The 16,759-nt window shown below is 69.0% G+C and carries 13 protein-coding genes; 8 read left to right on the top strand and 5 right to left on the bottom strand.

Annotation, left to right across the window (positions count from 1 at the left end; genetic code table 11):
* Window positions 1–371 precede the first annotated feature (371 nt).
* The gene (locus AQJ46_RS00510) at window positions 372–587 is read left to right on the top strand and encodes a hypothetical protein (protein WP_059203655.1); all 216 of its coding nucleotides are present in this window, start codon (window positions 372–374) and stop codon (window positions 585–587) included.
* Here the strand turns inward: AQJ46_RS00510 and AQJ46_RS51530 are convergent.
* Together AQJ46_RS51530 and AQJ46_RS00505 are read right to left on the bottom strand one after the other, a co-directional pair.
* Entirely contained in the window at window positions 491–892 is a 402-nt protein-coding gene (locus AQJ46_RS51530; protein ID WP_079072050.1) for a substrate-binding domain-containing protein, read from the bottom strand. The genes AQJ46_RS00510 and AQJ46_RS51530 overlap by 97 nt on opposite strands.
* A 36-nt stretch (window positions 893–928) precedes the next feature.
* Window positions 929–1,951, bottom strand: coding sequence for a LacI family DNA-binding transcriptional regulator (locus tag AQJ46_RS00505; protein ID WP_079072049.1), 1,023 nt, complete (start codon window positions 1,949–1,951; stop codon window positions 929–931).
* A 280-nt stretch (window positions 1,952–2,231) separates the two neighbouring features.
* On the opposite strand from AQJ46_RS00505, the gene AQJ46_RS00500 reads away from it, so the two are divergent.
* The 5 genes from AQJ46_RS00500 to AQJ46_RS00480 are packed head-to-tail and all read left to right on the top strand — an operon-like array spanning window position 2,232 to window position 9,117.
* Complete coding sequence (locus AQJ46_RS00500) at window positions 2,232–4,205, top strand: glycoside hydrolase family 127 protein (protein ID WP_059203654.1); 1,974 nt, start codon at window positions 2,232–2,234, stop codon at window positions 4,203–4,205.
* A 43-nt stretch (window positions 4,206–4,248) separates the two neighbouring features.
* The gene (locus tag AQJ46_RS00495) at window positions 4,249–5,496 is read left to right on the top strand and encodes a sugar ABC transporter substrate-binding protein (RefSeq protein ID WP_059203653.1); all 1,248 of its coding nucleotides are present in this window, start codon (window positions 4,249–4,251) and stop codon (window positions 5,494–5,496) included.
* A 9-nt stretch (window positions 5,497–5,505) separates the two neighbouring features.
* The gene (locus tag AQJ46_RS00490) at window positions 5,506–6,492 is read left to right on the top strand and encodes a carbohydrate ABC transporter permease (RefSeq protein ID WP_059203652.1); all 987 of its coding nucleotides are present in this window, start codon (window positions 5,506–5,508) and stop codon (window positions 6,490–6,492) included.
* Window positions 6,489–7,310 (top strand): carbohydrate ABC transporter permease, encoded by an 822-nt coding sequence (locus tag AQJ46_RS00485; protein WP_059203651.1) that lies wholly within the window; start codon window positions 6,489–6,491, stop codon window positions 7,308–7,310. The genes AQJ46_RS00490 and AQJ46_RS00485 overlap by 4 nt, the downstream gene beginning before the upstream one ends.
* 52 nt (window positions 7,311–7,362) lie before the next feature.
* The gene (locus AQJ46_RS00480; protein ID WP_059203650.1) at window positions 7,363–9,117 is read left to right on the top strand and encodes an RICIN domain-containing protein; all 1,755 of its coding nucleotides are present in this window, start codon (window positions 7,363–7,365) and stop codon (window positions 9,115–9,117) included.
* 458 nt (window positions 9,118–9,575) lie between these two features.
* Here the strand turns inward: AQJ46_RS00480 and AQJ46_RS00475 are convergent, their stop codons facing one another.
* Window positions 9,576–10,064: a Rieske (2Fe-2S) protein gene (locus AQJ46_RS00475; protein WP_059203649.1), complete on the bottom strand. Its 489-nt coding sequence runs from the start codon at window positions 10,062–10,064 to the stop codon at window positions 9,576–9,578.
* Window positions 10,065–10,388: 324 nt separating this feature from the next.
* On the opposite strand from AQJ46_RS00475, the gene AQJ46_RS00470 reads away from it, so the two are divergent.
* Both AQJ46_RS00470 and AQJ46_RS00465 read left to right on the top strand, forming a co-directional pair.
* Entirely contained in the window at window positions 10,389–10,778 is a 390-nt protein-coding gene (locus AQJ46_RS00470) for a hypothetical protein (protein ID WP_059203648.1), read from the top strand.
* A 576-nt stretch (window positions 10,779–11,354) separates the two neighbouring features.
* On the top strand, window positions 11,355–13,622 hold the full coding sequence (locus AQJ46_RS00465) for a M4 family metallopeptidase (protein ID WP_059203647.1): 2,268 nt from the start codon (window positions 11,355–11,357) through the stop codon (window positions 13,620–13,622).
* 222 nt (window positions 13,623–13,844) lie between these two features.
* On the opposite strand, the gene AQJ46_RS51525 is transcribed toward AQJ46_RS00465, so the two are convergent.
* Together AQJ46_RS51525 and AQJ46_RS00455 are read right to left on the bottom strand one after the other, a co-directional pair.
* Window positions 13,845–14,264 carry a hypothetical protein gene (locus AQJ46_RS51525; RefSeq protein ID WP_208616847.1) on the bottom strand — a complete coding sequence of 140 codons (420 nt, stop codon included), beginning with the start codon at window positions 14,262–14,264 and terminating at the stop codon, window positions 13,845–13,847.
* Between the two features lie 942 nt (window positions 14,265–15,206).
* Window positions 15,207–16,097 (bottom strand): NAD-dependent protein deacetylase, encoded by an 891-nt coding sequence (locus AQJ46_RS00455; RefSeq protein ID WP_059203645.1) that lies wholly within the window; start codon window positions 16,095–16,097, stop codon window positions 15,207–15,209.
* Between the last annotated feature and the right edge of the window lie 662 nt (window positions 16,098–16,759).

The raw sequence follows: 16,759 nt of genomic DNA, 5'->3' as shown, positions 1-16,759 counted from the left end.
CGGCTGCATGCGATGACACGCCGACCGAGTTGCATGACAGCGGACATGAGCGGGCGAAATTGCGGGCTTGTGGGATCTGAGATTCCGTGGCCGAGTCTCACGACCGATGCCCGCCCGGTGGCGGTCGGCCACGCCCCTGGGACAGGCCGGTCGGAGCGCCTGACCTTTGGGGCTGACAAAGTCCCCCAGTCGCGGTTGCCCGGCGCCGGCACGGTTCGCCAGCGAGCCTGCGCAACGACGAATTTCTCCGGGCCGAAGTGCTGAGAATCGCTCTCAGCCGGCCGCCTGCAGCCGAGCTCCGGACCCAGGAGCATCACGCAACTGGCGCACCACACCGCGCGCCCCACCCGCCCCGACGGCACGCTGGCCCCATGGCGTCCGATCAGCCCGTCGTCGTATACCCGCCCACCGAGGACGGAGGCCGCCGCGTCCGCATCGGTGACCACTTCGTCGGCATCGCCTACGGTCTCCTCGACATCGCCGCATACCTTCAAGAAGCCGGCTTGCAGGACTGGGACGAGATGGACGTCGCCCGATCCGGGCTCGTCGAATGGCGTGGCGGCGGGCCCGACGTCTGGGAACACTGACCGAGCTGAACCTGCGTATCAGCATCCATGTCCGTTCCGTCAGTAACCCAGGTTTCGGTGCGGTCCTGGTCGAGGCGCTCGACCGCGGCGGTGACCGCGTGCCGAGCCTGTTCCTTGGCGCCCAGGTTGACGGTGGTGAGGTTGAAGGAACTCAGCCGGCACAGCGTGTCGTCGTCGTAGCCGACGATGGAGACCCCGCACTGACGGCCCGTCGGTACGCCCGGCTTTCGCGGCCGCGACAGCCGGGTTGGTGGTGCATGCGGCGCCCGCGACGGGATGGTGGGTAGGTCCCGGGCCGGCTGCACGCGTTACCGGGCCTTCGCATGGGCTGGCGCCCGCACTCAGCTGGATTCCCGCACGACCAGCCGGCACGGCACGGTGTGCGCGCCCGGCCGGGGCTCGGTGTCGATGGCCCGCAACAGTTCCAGGGCCGCGATCCGGCCGATCTCGGAGAGGTTCATGTCGATGGTGGTGAGGGGCGGGCGGCTGGCCAGGGCCATGGTGTCCCAGTTGTCGTAGCCGACGACGGCCATGTCGTCCGGCACCGTCACCCCGCGCTCACGCAGGGCGTCCGTCACGCCCCGGGCGATCTGGTCGTTGCCGCAGAAGAAGGCGTCCGTGTCCGGCGCTGTGCGCAGCACCGCCTCGGTGGCCCGGCGGCCCCACGCCTCGCTCCACTCGCCGTGATGGATTCGCCCGGTGGACGGTTCCAGCGCGGCGGCCTGCAGCTGTTCCACCGTGTGCCGGGCCCGTTCGCGGGCGGCGGCGTGGTGCTGCGGGCCGGTGACGTGAGCGATCCGGGTACGTCCGGTGGCCACGAGATGCTCGACCGCCAGGCGTGCGCCGCCGCGGTCGTCGGTGACGACGGAGGTGTCGGTCGGGTTGGTGGAGGGGGACAGGGCGTAGACGACCGGGATGCCCTCCACGCCGGGCAGCGGCGGCCGGGGATCGGTGCGGCGGCCGGTGACGATAATTCCGTCCACCCGGCGGTCCATGAGGTTCTGCAGATGGTGCTGCTCCCGGATGGCGTCGCCCCGGGTGTCGCACAGCAGGACGGAGATCTTCCCCGCCCCGAGCGCGTCCTCGGCGCCCAGCAGCACCGGGGTGCTGAAGCGGCCGATGCCGTCCGTGGTCATGAGGCCGACCGTCCAGCTGCGGCCGGTGTGCAGGCTCTGGGCGTGCTGGTTGGGACTGAATCCGAGCTGCGCGACCGCGTCCAGCACTCGTTGCCGGGTCTCGGGCCGCATGCGTCCGGCACCGTTGAGCGCCTTGGACGCCGTTCCGACGCTGACGCCGGCGAGGGCGGCGACGTCGGCGAGCCGGGCCCGCCCGGCCGGAGGAGAGTCTGGAGCAGCAGGAGTCACGGGCAAACCTTTTCCTGGACGAGTCAGACGCCCGACATCGTGACAGGTGGGGGAGCGTTGCGCCAGTCCGGGGAAAAGGTGAGAAAAGTCCTGGCGTAGCTCTTGACCTGTCAGGTGGTCTGCCCTCTACATTCTCGGCGAGAAAACGATTGCTCAAACCGGGTTCCAGATAGTCGGTCACCCGCCTTCGACGCTCCTCGTGCACGGGGAGCGGGCTTGGCGAAGGCCGTCCGTCACGGCCGTACGCCGGTCTCGTCCCACCCCTCACCACCGGAGAGCCATGCCCCGCACACGCTCCGCCCTGCCCGCGACGGGACCGGTCCGACTCGGCCCGGACAGCCGGGCCGCACTGCGCCCGGCCGCTGTCGGCATCGATACGGGGTTCTGGCAGGCCCGCCGTGCGAGCAACGCGCATGTCTCCATCCCGCAGGGACCAGCACTGCTGGAGGCCGCCGGAAACCTGCACAACCTGAGGCTGGCGGCCGGTACGGCCGCGGGTGAGTTCCAGGGCGCCTATCCCTTCGTGGACACGGACGTCTACAAGTGGCTGGAGGCGGCCGCCTGGCAGCTCGCCCAGGCCCCGGACGGAGACCAGGCCCCGGACGGAGACCAGGCCCCGGGCGGAGACCTGGCCCCGGACGCAGACCTCGCCGCCGAGGTCGGCCGGATCGTCGCCCTGGTCGCCGGCGCCCAGCAGCCCGACGGCTACCTCAACACCTGGTTCCAGCTGGTCAAGGGCGGCGAGCGCTACAAGGACCTGCGCTGGGGCCATGAGCTGTACTGCGCGGGCCACCTCATCCAGGCGGCCGTGGCCCACCACCGGGCCACCGGCAGCGGCGAACTCCTCGACGTGGCACGGAAGTTCGCGGACCACGTCGACTCCGTCTTCGGGCCGCCCGGCAGCGGCAAGCCCATCGACGGCATCGACGGCCACCCCGAGGTCGAGACCGCCCTGATCGAGCTGTACCGGGAGACCGGCGAGAGCCGTTACCTGGACCTGGCCGCCTACTTCGTCGACCGCTATGGCCACGGGCTGCTCGGCGGCGAGGCCTACTGCCAGGACCGGGTCCCGCTGCGCGAGGCGACGAACGTCGAGGGCCACGCCGTACGACAGCTGTATCTGCTGGCCGCCGCAGCCGACCTGGCCACCGAGACCGGCGACGCCGAACTGCGCACCGCCGCCGAGCGGTTGTGGCACGCCATGACCACCACCAAGACCCACCTCACCGGCGGCCTCGGCGCCCACCACGAGGAGGAGGACTTCGGCGACCCGTACGAACTGCCCAACGAACGCGCCTACTGCGAGACCTGTGCCGCCATCGCCTCGATCCAGTGGAGCTGGCGCATGGCCCTGCTCACCGGTGAGGCCCGCTACTCCGACCTGATCGAACGCACCCTGTTCAACGGCTTCCTGGCCGGGGTGTCGCTGGACGGCGAGCGCTGGCTGTACGTCAACCCGCTCCAGGTCCGCGACGGCCACACCGACCCCGGCGGCGACCAGTCGGCCCGCCGCACCCGCTGGTTCCGCTGCGCCTGCTGCCCGCCCAACGTCATGCGCCTCCTGGCGAGCCTGGAGCACTACCTGGCCAGCAGTGACGACAACGGCCTGCAGATCCACCAGTACGTCTCCGGGCGCTACGCAAGCGACCTGGCCGTCATCAGGTCCGAGACCGACTACCCCTGGCAGGGCACGATCGCCCTCACCGTCGAGGAGACTCCGGCGGAGCCCTGGACGCTCTCCCTGCGTGTCCCGCAGTGGTGCCGGGAGTTCCGGGTGCGGTGCGGGCAGGAGACGTACGAGGGTCCCGTGGTCGACGGCTGGCTGCGGCTGGAGCGGACCTGGTCGCCCGGGGACCAGGTCGTCCTCGAACTCTCCCTGGAGCCGCGCCTCACCGCCGCAGACCCCCGCGTGGACGCCGTGCGCGGCTGCGTGGCCATCGAACGGGGTCCCCTCGTCTACTGCCTGGAAGGGGTCGACCACCCCGGCGGCGGCCTGGACGACATCGTCGTCGACACCACCCGCCCACTCGCCGTGAAGCACCGCCCGGACCTGCTCGGCGGCGTCACCACGGTCGTGGCGGCGGGCAGCCGGCGGCACCTCCCGGAAGCGGGCTGGTGGCCGTACGCCCCAGTCGACGAGTCGCCCGATTCGCCGCAACAGGACGGCGAGCCCGTCGAGTTGACCGCCGTCCCCTACTACGCCTGGGCCAACCGCGAGGACGGCAGCATGCGCGTCTGGCTGCCCACCTCCTGAAGCCCCCTTGCCTTCCCCTCTTCCACGACAACGAGGTCACCCCGTGATACCCAACCGCCGCACGCTCCTGGCCGCGCTCGCCGCCGTCGGAACCCTCGCCTCCCTCACCGCCTGCTCAGGCGGCTCCGACGACGGGTCGGGCTCCACCGACGCGTCCGGAGGGACGTACGCCTTCTGGGACCCGTACCCGCAGTTCGACGCCTCCTCCCCGTGGGGCAAGCTCGTCAGCGAGTGTGGGACGAAGGCCGGGGTGACCGTCAAGCGCACCGGGTACGACACCACCGACCTGGGCAACAAGGCGCTGCTGGCGGCCCAGCAGGGCAACGCGCCCGACGTGATGCTGGTGGACAACCCGGTCGTCTCCACGCTCGTCGAGGCGGGAATCCTCAACAAGACGAGCGACCTGGGCCTCGACACCAAGTCGATCCAGAAGAACATCATCGGCGCGGGCACCATCGACGACGCCTCCTACGGCGTCCCGATCGGAGCCAACACGCTCGCCCTCTACTACAACAAGAAGGTCCTGACGGCGGCGGGCGTCGACCCGGCCTCGATCAAGGACTGGACGTCACTCACCGCGGCCCTGAACAAGGTCAAGGCGGCCGGCAAGAAGGGCATCACCTTCTCCGCGATCAACACCGAGGAGGGCAGCTTCCAGTTCCTGCCCTGGTTCTGGGGCGCGGGCGGCGATCTGACAAAGCTCAACTCCGACAAGGGAGTTGCCGCGCTGTCGCTGTGGAAGGGATGGGTTGACGACGGACTGGCCCCCAAGGACGTCCTGCAGAACACGCAGACCACCAGCTGGCAGGAGTTCGCCACCGGCGACTACGCCTTCGGCGAGAACGGTACCTGGCAACTCGGCAACGCCGACAAGGCCGGCTTCGACTACGGCGTCATCAACATCCCCGCGCAGAACGGCGGTTCGGCGCCGGTGCCGACCGGCGGCGAGTTCGTCACCGTGCCCGTGCAGAAGGACAGCGCGCGCTACGACGTCAGCAAGAAGATCGTCGAGTGTCTGACCAACGACACGAACCTGCTGGCCACGGACACGACCCTGACGTACATCGCCCCGACGGCCGCCGTGCAGACCAAGCAGGTGGCGGCGAACCCGAAGCTCGAACCGTGGGTGAGCGCGGTCGCCGCGGCCCGCGGCCGCACCAGCGGTGGTCTGGGCTCCAAGTACCCGACCATCTCCCAGCCGATGTGGACCGCCGTCCAGTCGGCCCTGTCCGGCGGCAAGAGCCCCAAGGACGCCCTGGACACGGCCCAGTCGAGCGCCGAGAAGGGCTAGGCCTCCGCCATGACCATCGCCCGAGTCGACCGCCCGCGGCGGGCCGGGACCGTCTCGAAGGCGAGCGGTACGGGTGGCACCGGCTCCCTGCCGCTCCGGCGCCGACAGCGGCGCCGGAGCCGGCTGACCGCCCTCGCCTTCGTCACCCCGCTGCTCGCCTACCTCGCCGCGTTCTACGTCTATCCCCTCTACCGCAACCTCGACCTGAGCCTGCGCGACTACACCGTCCGGTCGTTCGTGTCGGGGGACGCGCCGTTCTCCGGCTGGGACAACTTCCAGAAGGTGCTGGACGACCCGACGTTCGGCCCGGCGATGCGCCACACCATGATCTTCACCTTCGTGTCGATCGCCTTCCAGTACGCCATCGGTCTCGCCCTCGCGGTCTTCTTCAATCGGCACTTCCGCCTGGCCCCGACCCTCCGCGCCCTGTTCCTCATCCCGTGGCTGCTGCCGCTGATCGTGTCGGCATCTTCGTGGTCGTGGATGCTCAACAGCGAGTCGGGCGTGGTGAACTACTTCCTCCACTTCTTCGGCGTGGACCCGGTGGGTTGGCTCACCTCGCCGGACTGGGCGCTCACTTCGGTGATCATCGCCAACATCTGGATCGGCATCCCGTTCAACCTGGTCATCCTCTACAGCGGGCTGCAGAACATCCCCGGCGAGCTGTACGAGGCCGCGTCCCTCGACGGGGCGAGTGCCTGGCAGCAGTTCCGCCGCATCACCTTCCCGCTGCTGCGGCCGGTGTCGGCGATCACCCTGCTCCTCGGACTCGTCTACACCCTCAAGGTGTTCGACCTGATCTGGATCATGACCAAGGGCGGGCCCGGCGACGCCTCCTCCACCCTGGCGACCTGGTCGTACCAACTGGGCTTCGGCTCCTTGCTGCCCAAGTTCGGACCGGGGGCGGCGGTCGGCAACATCCTCATCCTCATCGCCCTCGTGTTCGGCCTGCTGTACATCCGCGTCCAGTCCGGCCAGAGGAGGCAGGAGACGTGAAGTCACGTACCGGTTCCCGCCGTTACACCCTGATCGGGCTCCTGCTGACGGCCCTGATGCTGTTCCCGGTGTACTGGATGCTCAACGTGTCCCTCACCCCGCAGCAGGACATGCGCAAAACCCCGCCCGACCTGTTCCCGCTGCACCCCACCTTCGAGGGCTACCGGGCCGTCGTCGACGATCAGATGCCCTACCTCGGCACCAGCCTGCTCATCGGCCTCGGCACCGTCGCCCTCACCCTCGTCCTGGCCGCCCCGGCCGGCTACGCGCTGGCGAAACTCCGCCCGTTCGGCGGCGGCGCCCTCGGCCTGGTGCTGCTGGTCGCCCAGATGATCCCCGGCATCGTCATGGCGATGGGCTTCTACGGCATCTTCCTCGATCTCGGGCTGCTCAACTCCTGGTGGGGCCTGATCGTCGCGGACTCCACCATCGCCGTGCCGTTCGGCGTCATGATCTTCACCGCGTTCATGTCGGGCATCCCCGGCGAGCTCATCGCCGCGTCCCGCATCGACGGCGCCGGGACCTTCCGCACCTTCTGGTCGGTCGTCCTGCCGGTGAGCCGCAACGCCGTCGTCACCGTCTCGCTCTTCAGCTTCCTGTGGGCCTGGTCCGACTTCGTCTTCGCCAACACCCTGGACGGCGGCGGCGACTGGAGGCCGATCACCCTCGGCATCTACAAGTACATCGGCAACAACAACCAGGAGTGGAACGCGATCATGGCCACCGCCGTCGTCGCGTCCATCCCCGCCACGGTCCTGCTGGTCCTCGCGCAGCGCTACGTGGCCGCGGGTGTGACCGCGGGCGCGGTGAAGGACTGAGCCGCGCACGACCTCCAACCCCCATCCCCCTCCGTTGAGGAGAACCCCTGTCATGAGCCGCACAAGACCCCCCACGCCCGGTCGTCTGACCTCCGCCCTCGGCGCCGCCGCACTGACCGTCACGGCACTCGCCCTCACCGTGCCGTCCGCCGAGGCGGTCCCCACCTCCGCCACCACCCTGGTCGTCAACGCCAACCAGACCCTGCGCCCGGTCACCCACGTCGCGACCGGCAGCCTCTACGGCCTCGCCGACGGGGCCACCCCCGCCGACAGCGTGGTCCAGGCGCTCAAGCCGAACACCTTCGTGCAGATGGCCCCGGGCGGCAGCCAGCTGCCCAACGGCGAGCCGAGGCCCGCCGGCGACGCGCTCGTCGTAGCGCCCAAGGCGGCCCGCGCCGGCGCCAAGGTGGTCGTCCGCATGCCGGACTGGTATCCGAACTTCCCCTACAAGTGGGTGAGTTGGGCCGACTGGCTGTCCGCCGTCGACAAGCAGGTCGCCTCGGTACAGTCCTCCGGCGCCACCAACATCAGCGCCTACGAGCTCTGGAACGAGCCCGACTGGACCTGGGACACCACCAACGCGGGCGCGTTCAACGCCGGTTGGGCGCGCACGTTCAAGGAGGTTCGCGCCAAGGACGCCACGACCCCCATCCAGGGCCCGAGTTACTCGGCGTGGAACCAGTCCTGGATGAGCTCGTTCCTCACCGACGCCAAGGCGAGCGGCACCGTCCCCGACGTCATCGCCTGGCATGAGCTGAACGGCAGCAAGGACATCGCCGCGCACGTCTCCGCGTACCGGTCCCTGGAGTCGAGCCTCGGCATCAGCCCGCGGCCGATCTCCATCGAGGAGTACGGCACGCCCGCCGAGATGGGCAACTCCGGCGCCCTCATCGGCTACGCCGCCAAGTTCGAGCGGACCGGTGTCCGGGACGCCGAACTCGCCTTCTGGAACCACTACGGCACCCTCGGCGACACCCTGACCGACACCGGCGGCTCGCCGAACGGCTCGTACTGGACGTACAAGTGGTACGGCGACATGTCAGGGAACATGCTCGTCACCACGCCACCTGCACAGACCGGCATCGACGGCATAGCCTCCCGCAACAGCGCCGGCAACCAGATCAGCGTCGTCGCCGGCGGCTGCACCGGCTCCTGCGCGGTGACGGTCAACGGCCTGTCGTCACTGTCGGCCTTCGGCGGCACGGTCCACGTGAAGGTGGAGTACAGCCCGGGCACCGGCCGCACCACGGCGTCCCCCGGCCCGATCACCATCTCGGACACCGACTACACGGTGTCCGGCGGCTCCATCACCGTACCGGTGACGATGAACGCCACCGACGGCTACCACGTGGTCGTCACCCCCAGCGGCACCAACTCCTCACTCGCCGGGCGCTACCAGATCACCAACAGGAACAGCGGCCTCGCCCTGGACACCCTGAACGCGGGCACCGCCCAGGGCACCTCGGTCGTCCAGGCCACGTCCACCACGGGCACCGACCAGAACTGGACCCTGGTGGCCGCCGGCTCCGGCCTCTACAAGATCGTCAACCAGAAGAGCGGCCTGCTGCTCGGCATCACCAACGCGGGCACTGGTGACGGCGGCACCGCCCTGATCTGGGGCGACAACGGCACTGCAGACCACCTCTGGCAGCTCATCCCGGCCCGCGACGGCTATTACAAGATCGCCAACTACAACAGCGGCCTGCTCCTCGGCGTGCAGGACATGAACACGTCCTCGGGCGCCCAGGTCCTCCAGTGGACCGACAACGGCACCGCCGACCACCTCTGGAAACTGACTGCGCGCTGACCCACGGACGTCTGCGCCCCTGGCCGATGTCGGCGGCCGGGGGCGCAGGCAGGTGGGCCCGGAGCTCCGTGACCGGGTCAGTCCTTGCGGTCGGGTGATGCGCCCAGGGTGGCGAAGCCGCTGGCCCCGATCACCGCGAGGGGGTAACCGCAGGACGAGGACCACCGGAACTGGTCACTTGGCACCCTTGCGGCCGGACGGCTGAGCCGGAAGTCGCCACACCCGGCTGGACGGAAAAGTCACAGTGGCCCCGGCCGGGCCCGCGCAGCCGCAGCGCTGGACGCCATTCTCTGACGCCGTGAACCGCGGCGGCTACAGCCGTCGCCCCGAGCGAGGCCATCGTGGGGGTGCCCTCCGACTGCACCCCCACGATGATCCGCCCCACACTCCCGCCGGTCGCACGGTCGCGACCACGGACGAGGTGCTGGACTGCTTCAAGCGGCCCCGGCGTACGGGCGTCACGCCAGGGCGATCGAGTCCCCGCTCACGGTGATCTGCTCCGCGGGCAGCGCCTGGGTCGCGGGACCCTTCTTCACGCTCCCGTCCGCCACCGAGAACTCGCTCTTATGGCACGGACAGACGATGACGCCGTCGGCGATGCTGGCCACCGCACAGCCCTGATGTGTGCACTTGGACGAGAACGCCTTGTAGGTGCCCGCCGTCGGCTGGGTGACCACCACGCCCTGGTCCTTGAAAATCTTGCCGCCGCCCTCCGGTATGTCGGAGGTCTTGGCGAAGGCCGTGCCGCCGGAGCCGGACGAGGCGCTGCTGCTCGCATCGCCGCCGCCTGCATTGGCGCCAGCCTGTGTGTTCGAGGAGGTGGAGTCGGAGGACCCGTCGTCCGATCCGCACGCGGTCAGCGCGACGGCGAGCCCCGCTGCTCCGACCGCCGCCACGATGGTACGACGGGCAGGTGTCCCGGCGGGCTGAAGTGATTCGCTGGTCATGCTGACGTTCCCTTCGCAGGCACATTTCGTAGATCTGTCCATGGGGCACAGGCGCCGATCGCCTGTGATTCAGACCGTGTCGAGATCTTGACCTGTTCAAGTCCAGGGGTGAGTAAAAGCGCGCTGTCGCCTTGCTGTCGATTTGGATGTCGGCACATCGTTCCCCGCGGTGTCGCCTGTGCCCGCCAACACCCCACGCAATCCGGGGCGATGCTCAAGGAAGTCACCGAGACCCAGAGGTGCTGACCTGACCCCCTGAGAGCATGTCGTCGGTCGTCGCATAGTGTGCCGGCACCCCTTGGACCACACCACCAGGAGGAACCAGTGTCATACCCGCAGCCGCTCACCCCCGCGGAGAGGCTCGCCGACGTGAAGAAGCAGCTGAGCCTCCCGGGTATCGTCGTGATCTGCGGCTCCACCCGCTTCATGACCGAGATAACCGAGGCCGATCTGCGGGAGACCAAAGCCGGAAGAATCGTCGTCAAACCGGGCTGTGACATGAAGTCGCCGCACGAACTTTGGTCCGATCCTGTCGAGGCCGAGGCGCTGAAGGTTCGACTCGACGATCTGCACCGGGCGAAGATCCGGCTCGCTGATGAGGTGCTCGTAGTCGGGGACTACATCGGAGACAGCACCCGAGCCGAAATCGTCTACGCCCGGTCGCTGGGCAAGCCCGTGCGGTTCACGCACCCCGAAGTCGACCCTGACGCCTGACCGCCCGCTGCCACTCGACAACCACGGCCGGCAGCCCGCCGCCTGACCGTCGCGCGGTGGCTTCGGCCGCCGCCCACCCCACACCCGCGGCAGGCATCCCTTGGAATTGATCATCTACGCCCAGGGTCGAGCGCAGGGACGTGCCAGGAGCTGGACCGACCGCAGACTCGCGCCGCGGCGGCGACCGCCTGAACTGGTGCGGCCTCTGCTCACCGCTGATGCCGCAGCGTGTCACGATCCGTCCGCCCGTCCGGTACGAGAGGGCGCGTGGTGGGCCGCACAGTGATCGCGGGAGGCCGAAAACCGGCGCCGGGTGTACCGATTTGCCTGACCTGCGTGATCAATTCAAGCCGTTGACTTGAGGCTTGCATGACAAGAACGCATCCGCGGTGTCACTCTGCTCCGGGAATTCACAGCTCCCTTACAGGTTCATCACGCGGATAGGCGCGTCTCCTCCACCCCCCACCTCCTTCCACCCGCATGCCGTGCAGCGCTCCGGACCGGCCCACCCCGCCGATCCGTCTCGTCCACGGCCCCCACCACGGGTCGGCCGTCGTACCGAAGGAGAACCCCCCCTTGTCCCTGCGACAGAACGCCCTCGTGCGCCCCAGACGCCTCACCGCCCTCGCTCTGGCGGCCGTGGGCTCCCTGCTCGCCCTGGCCCTCCCGGACTCCGCCACCGCGGCACCAGCGCACCCGGCGCGCGCGAAGATCACCGCCACGCCTCGGGCCGACGCCGCCCAGACCCCGCTGTCCCCCGCCCGCCGCACCGCCCTGATCAGGAGCGCCCAGTCCGAGGCGGCCGGTACCGCACAGCGCATCGGCCTCGGCGCCAAGGAGAGGCTCGTCGTCAAGGACGTCATCAGGGACGCCGACGGCACCACACACACCCGTTACGAGCGCACCTACGCCGGGTTGCCCGTCCTGGGCGGTGACTTGGTCGTGCACGACGACAGCGGCCGTACGACCGTCACCAAGGCCAACTCGGCGAAGCTGTCGGTGCCCTCCCTCAGCCCCAAGGTCACGACCGCAGGCGCCACCGCCAAGGCCCTCACCGCCTCGAAACAGGATCAGGTCAGGGGCGCCAAGGTGGCCGACGCCTCCCGTCTGATCGTCTGGGCCGGAACCGGCAAGCCCGTCCTGGCCTGGGAAACCGTCGTCGAAGGCGTCCAGAAGGACGGCACCCCCAGCGAGCTCCAGGTCGTCACCGACGCTGCCACCGGCAAGGAACTCCTGGCTGCCGAGAAGGTGCACACCGGCACCGGCACCGGCCAGTACGTGGGCACGGTCCCGCTCGGCACCACCCCGTCCGGATCGACGTACCAGCTCGCAGACCCCGACCGCGCCGGGCACCGGACCTACGACCTGGGCCAGGGCACCTCGGGCACCGGCACCCTGTTCACGGACGACAACGATGTCTGGGGCGACGGCCTGCCGTCCAACCGCCAGACCGCAGGTGTCGACGTGGCCTTCGGCGCCGCGGCCACCTGGGACTTCTACAAGGAGACCTACGGCCGCAACGGCATCCGCAACGACGGGGTCGCCGCCTACAGCCGCGCCCACTACGGCAGCAACTACGTCAACGCCTTCTGGCAGGACTCCTGCTTCTGCATGACGTACGGCGACGGGTCGGGCAACACCCACCCGCTGACGGCGCTCGACGTCGCCGCCCACGAGATGAGCCACGGTGTCACCGCCGCCACCGCGGGCCTGGTCTACTCGGGCGAGTCCGGCGGCCTGAACGAGGCGACCTCCGACATCTTCGCGGCGGCCGTCGAGTTCCACGCCAACCTCGCAGCCGACCCCGGTGACTACCTCGTCGGCGAGAAGATCGACATCAACGGCGACGGCACCCCCCTGCGTTACATGGACAAACCCTCCAAGGACGGCTCTTCCCGCGACAGTTGGAGCTCCACCCTGGGCAGCGTCGACGTCCACTACTCCTCCGGCCCGGCGAACCACTTCTTCTACCTGCTCTCCGAGGGCAGCGGCGCCAAGACCGTCAACGGTGTCCCGTACGACAGCCCGACCTACGACGGCCAGGCCGTCAGCGGCATCGGCATCGAGAACGCGGCCGCGATCTGGTACCGGGCGCTGACGACGTACATGACCTCCACAACGAACTACGCCGGCGCCCGCACCGCCACCCTGGCGGCCGCCGGCGACCTGTTCGGCACCTACAGCCCCACCTACCTCGCCGTCGCCGACGCCTGGGCCGCGATCAACGTCGGCAACCGCATCGCCCTCGGCGTCAACGTCGCGCCGGTGGCCGACCAGATCAGTGGCGTCAACCAGGTCGTCAGCCTGCAGTTGGACGCCTACACCACCAACAACGCAGCCTCGCTGACCTACGAGGCCACCGGTCTGCCGGACGGTCTGACCATCAGCCCGAACGGTCTGATCAGCGGCACCCCGACCACGCTCGGCACCGGCGACGTCACGATCAAGGTGACCGACAGCACGGGAGCGACCGCCTCGGTCACCTTCAACTGGCAGATCGCCTACGTCTACGCCAACGCCTCCCGCGTCGACATCCCCGACAACGGGGCCGCCGTGGAATCCCCGGTGACCATCACAGGCCGCGACGGCAACGCCTCCGCGACCACCAAGGTCTACGTCAACATCGTCCACACCTACCGCGGTGACCTGACCGTCGACCTCGTCGGCCCCGACGGCACCGTCTACTCCCTGCTCAACCGCAGCGGAGGCTCCGCCGACAACGTCGACCAGACCTTCACGGTCGACACCTCCACGCAACCGCTCAACGGCACATGGAAGCTGCGCGTACAGGACCGGGCGTCCATCGACGTCGGATACATCGCCCGCTGGCAGCTGACACCCTGACCCGGCGCCAACGGCACTCCGCCGCTCGGGCCCCTCGGGACCCGGGCGGCGGGGGCCAGCGCTGCCGCACGAGAGCCATCGCCGCGCGCACATTCCCTGGTGCTGCTCTACACAAAAGGGGCTGGGGTCTCAGCGAAGTTGCCGCTGCCGCCCATCACGGTCGAGCCCGTCGGCCCGGTGCATCGCGAGACTGACCCCGCATTCCCTGTACCGTTGATGGATTCAGTAGGCGCCGTCGTGCCAGGCGCTGGTGTTGTCCCGGTTTTGGCATATGTGGCATGTCAGCGCAGGAGCTTCATCCGGCGGCACTGAGGAGCGGAGCGCGCGTTCGACCACCGTCGGCAGCGGCTCGTCGGGATGAAGCGTCGGCTCGGGACAGTAGGCGATGTTCCCCCACCCGCGCTGCCGGCCTCGCCAGGACTCGTCTCGTTTGACCTCCCGAAGTCCACGCGCCTTGTCCGCCCGGCGGCTGTCGGCATAGGCGCGTTCGTCAGCGAGCCAGAGCCGTCGGGCGTGGCGCAACTCCTCGACGGCTCGTACGAGTGAGCTCGGATCCTTCTCCAGATCCCAGTTCGTATGCCGGACGCGCGTGGGCAGGCCCTCGTCGTAGACCCGTCTCCGGTGCGTGTTAAAGCTGCTCACCCGAGGACGCTAGAGGGTGCCCCGCCGAGCAGCGCAGCCGGTCAAGGTTCGTGGACGCGTGCGTCCGCCCGGGGCGTGCATCCGCTGACGCAGTTGGCTCCCTGAACCAGGGCAGGCCATCGCGCAAGTTCCCCTGGTGAATGGGCAGTTCAACCGGAGGAGTGCACGATGGCCCTGTCCCGGAGGGGCAGGTGCGTCTGTGAAAGCTCGGGCTGCTGGACGGTCTCGTCGACGCTCAGCCGAAGCGGCCGTCGGGCGACCCGACGGCCTCCGAGTTCGCCGCGTCCCTCAGTTCCTCGGCACCATGTGTGCCGGTTCAGACATACGGTGACACGCGGAGGGATACACCCTGGGCGCCCCCTGACGAGTTCACCGCGCTGCTCTGGGTGAGGGTTTTTCCGAAGCACACCGACCAGGAGTTCGCCCCGACCCCCGACGACGCGCACGACCAATTGCCCAGGCCGGTGGAGGAGGTACGCAGGTCCATGTACGCGGACGCGCTGTAAAGGCTGGATCGGTCGTTGCGCACGATCACTGCCGCCTGCACGCTGTCTCCGCCTGACGACCTGATCGCACAGACCTGCGCGTGCACATCGTCGGTGAGCTCGCGGGAGCTGGCGCAACGCCACGTGCTGGTGCTGGAGGTGATCGGATTTGTGTTGCCGTAAGCACGCCAGGTGCCATCCGCCGCTGCGGCGGGGCCGGCAGTAGCCAGGCTCACCCCGACAACGGAAGTGATGGCGACTGTCATCCCCACGCCCATTCGTGCAACTCGCATGCTGATCCCTCCCTCACCACGACCCCCTTGATCGCGGACAAGTAATGATCATCACAGACCGTGGTCATGACAGACAGGTCAAGTTTTGGCCATCGTGACGAGATGCGCCGCCCCGAGTCCTGCCGCTGGAACCCGGTGACCGGGAAAACCACCCCGAGGCCTGGCTATGCCCCGTCGACGGGAATGTTCAGAACATCCGCGACAGAGTGCAGGGCGGTTCCCAGCGGGAGGCTGACGCGGGTATGGGCGAGCTGGTCACCGCGGGTGGGATCCCGGTTGATGATGAGGACACGGCTGCCCGCCTGAGCGGCTTGGCGGACGAACCTGAGTCCGGACATCACCGTGAGCGAGGAGCCCAGAACCAGCAGTGTGTTCGCCTCACGGACCAACTGGCGGCAGTACTCGATCCGTTGCGCGGGCACGGTCTCGCCGAAGAACACCACATCGGGCTTGAGGATGCCGCCACAGTCCGTACAGGGCAGGACACGAAAGCCGGCGACCTGTTCGTCGGACAGGTCGGCGTCACCGTCGGGGTTGATTCCCGCGGCCACCGGCTCGAAGGTCGCGTTGGCTTCTTCCAGCCGTAGGGCGAGGTCCTGGCGTGAGGTGAGGGCGTCGCAGGCCAGGCACCGCACTCGTGCCAGGCTCCCATGCAGTTCCACGACCCCCTCGGTGCCGGCGGCCTGATGCAGACCGTCGACGTTCTGGGTGATCACTCCCGAGAGCAGACCGTGCCGAGCGAACGCGGCGACGGCCTCGTGCCCCGCATTGGGACGGGCGCGGCCGAAGGTTCGCCACCCGAGATGGCTTCGTGCCCAGTATCTTCGCTGTGCCTGCGCGGAGGCGGTGAAGTCCTGGTACGTCATCGGCGTGTGCCGACTCAGACTTCCGCCTTCGCCCCGGTAGGCGGGGATGCCCGACTCCGTGGACATGCCCGCCCCGCTGAGCACCAGCACCCTGCCGGCGCTCAGCGCATCGACCACCGGCTGGAGGTCGACCGTGCCCGGCGGCAGGTCCGGGGGAGGGGTCCAGTGAAGTGTGGGGCGCGTCCGCATGCGTGCAAGGGTACGAAACCGGGCCGCCTGGCCCCGAGCTTCGCAGGTCGCTGACTTCGGATGACCTGGCCGTCACCCCACAGCCGAGAGTCCAACGGGCATTGCTCCGGGCTCCTGGCAGAAGATCAAATGGCTGGCGTCACCGCCCCCACCAGCGCGAACGCGACACTGGCCAGCAGCACAGAGCCCGTCAGCAGGATGAGCAACGCACCGAACATGGCGGTGAAGGGGTTCACGGGGCCGTACGTGATCTCGGCCCGCTCGGCACCTGACGTCTCCCTCGACCTGCGTGGCCGGGACCGGAGCAATTGAGCGGGTACTGCTGGTCCTGGTCCTGCTTGGTGTGCGCGCCATGGACGTACACGCTGGTCGTGTCCCCCTGCGGCCGCGCGGTGTCGATACCGAACTCGGCGATCGCCCGCGCGCCGCCGGGTTGGCGGCTTACGTGACCTTTCCACCGATGCATCACGCGGGGAGCGTAACTGCGGGCACCCGCTTGTCGCCCCGGGCTTCCAGGAAAGCAGAACCCGTATCGTCACGGTGAGCTCTGGCATGCGTGGTAGACAGTGGAGCGCCCAGGGCCGACCGGCACGTGCGAGCGCAGGAGGTACCTCCGGCGGGTCGAACACAGGATTCAAGGTTCTGCCCGCATTCCGTGAAGC

The sequence above is a fragment of the Streptomyces canus genome (genome assembly GCF_001514145.1).
GTDB classification, from domain to species: Bacteria; Actinomycetota; Actinomycetes; order Streptomycetales; family Streptomycetaceae; genus Streptomyces; species Streptomyces canus.
Note: the sequence above shows the minus strand (reverse complement) of the source record. Positions and strands in the feature narration are given on the sequence as shown.

What these genes read in the sequence shown, in the direction of transcription:
- AQJ46_RS00455 (WP_059203645.1), bottom strand. Translation starts at nt 16,097, where the DNA reads ATGCGGACGCGCCCCACACTTCACTGGACCCCTCCCCCGGACCTGCCG.
- AQJ46_RS00480 (WP_059203650.1), top strand. Translation starts at nt 7,363, where the DNA reads ATGAGCCGCACAAGACCCCCCACGCCCGGTCGTCTGACCTCCGCCCTC.
- AQJ46_RS00500 (WP_059203654.1), top strand. Translation starts at nt 2,232, where the DNA reads ATGCCCCGCACACGCTCCGCCCTGCCCGCGACGGGACCGGTCCGACTC.
- AQJ46_RS00490 (WP_059203652.1), top strand. Translation starts at nt 5,506, where the DNA reads ATGACCATCGCCCGAGTCGACCGCCCGCGGCGGGCCGGGACCGTCTCG.
- AQJ46_RS00475 (WP_059203649.1), bottom strand. Translation starts at nt 10,064, where the DNA reads ATGACCAGCGAATCACTTCAGCCCGCCGGGACACCTGCCCGTCGTACC.
- AQJ46_RS00510 (WP_059203655.1), top strand. Translation starts at nt 372, where the DNA reads ATGGCGTCCGATCAGCCCGTCGTCGTATACCCGCCCACCGAGGACGGA.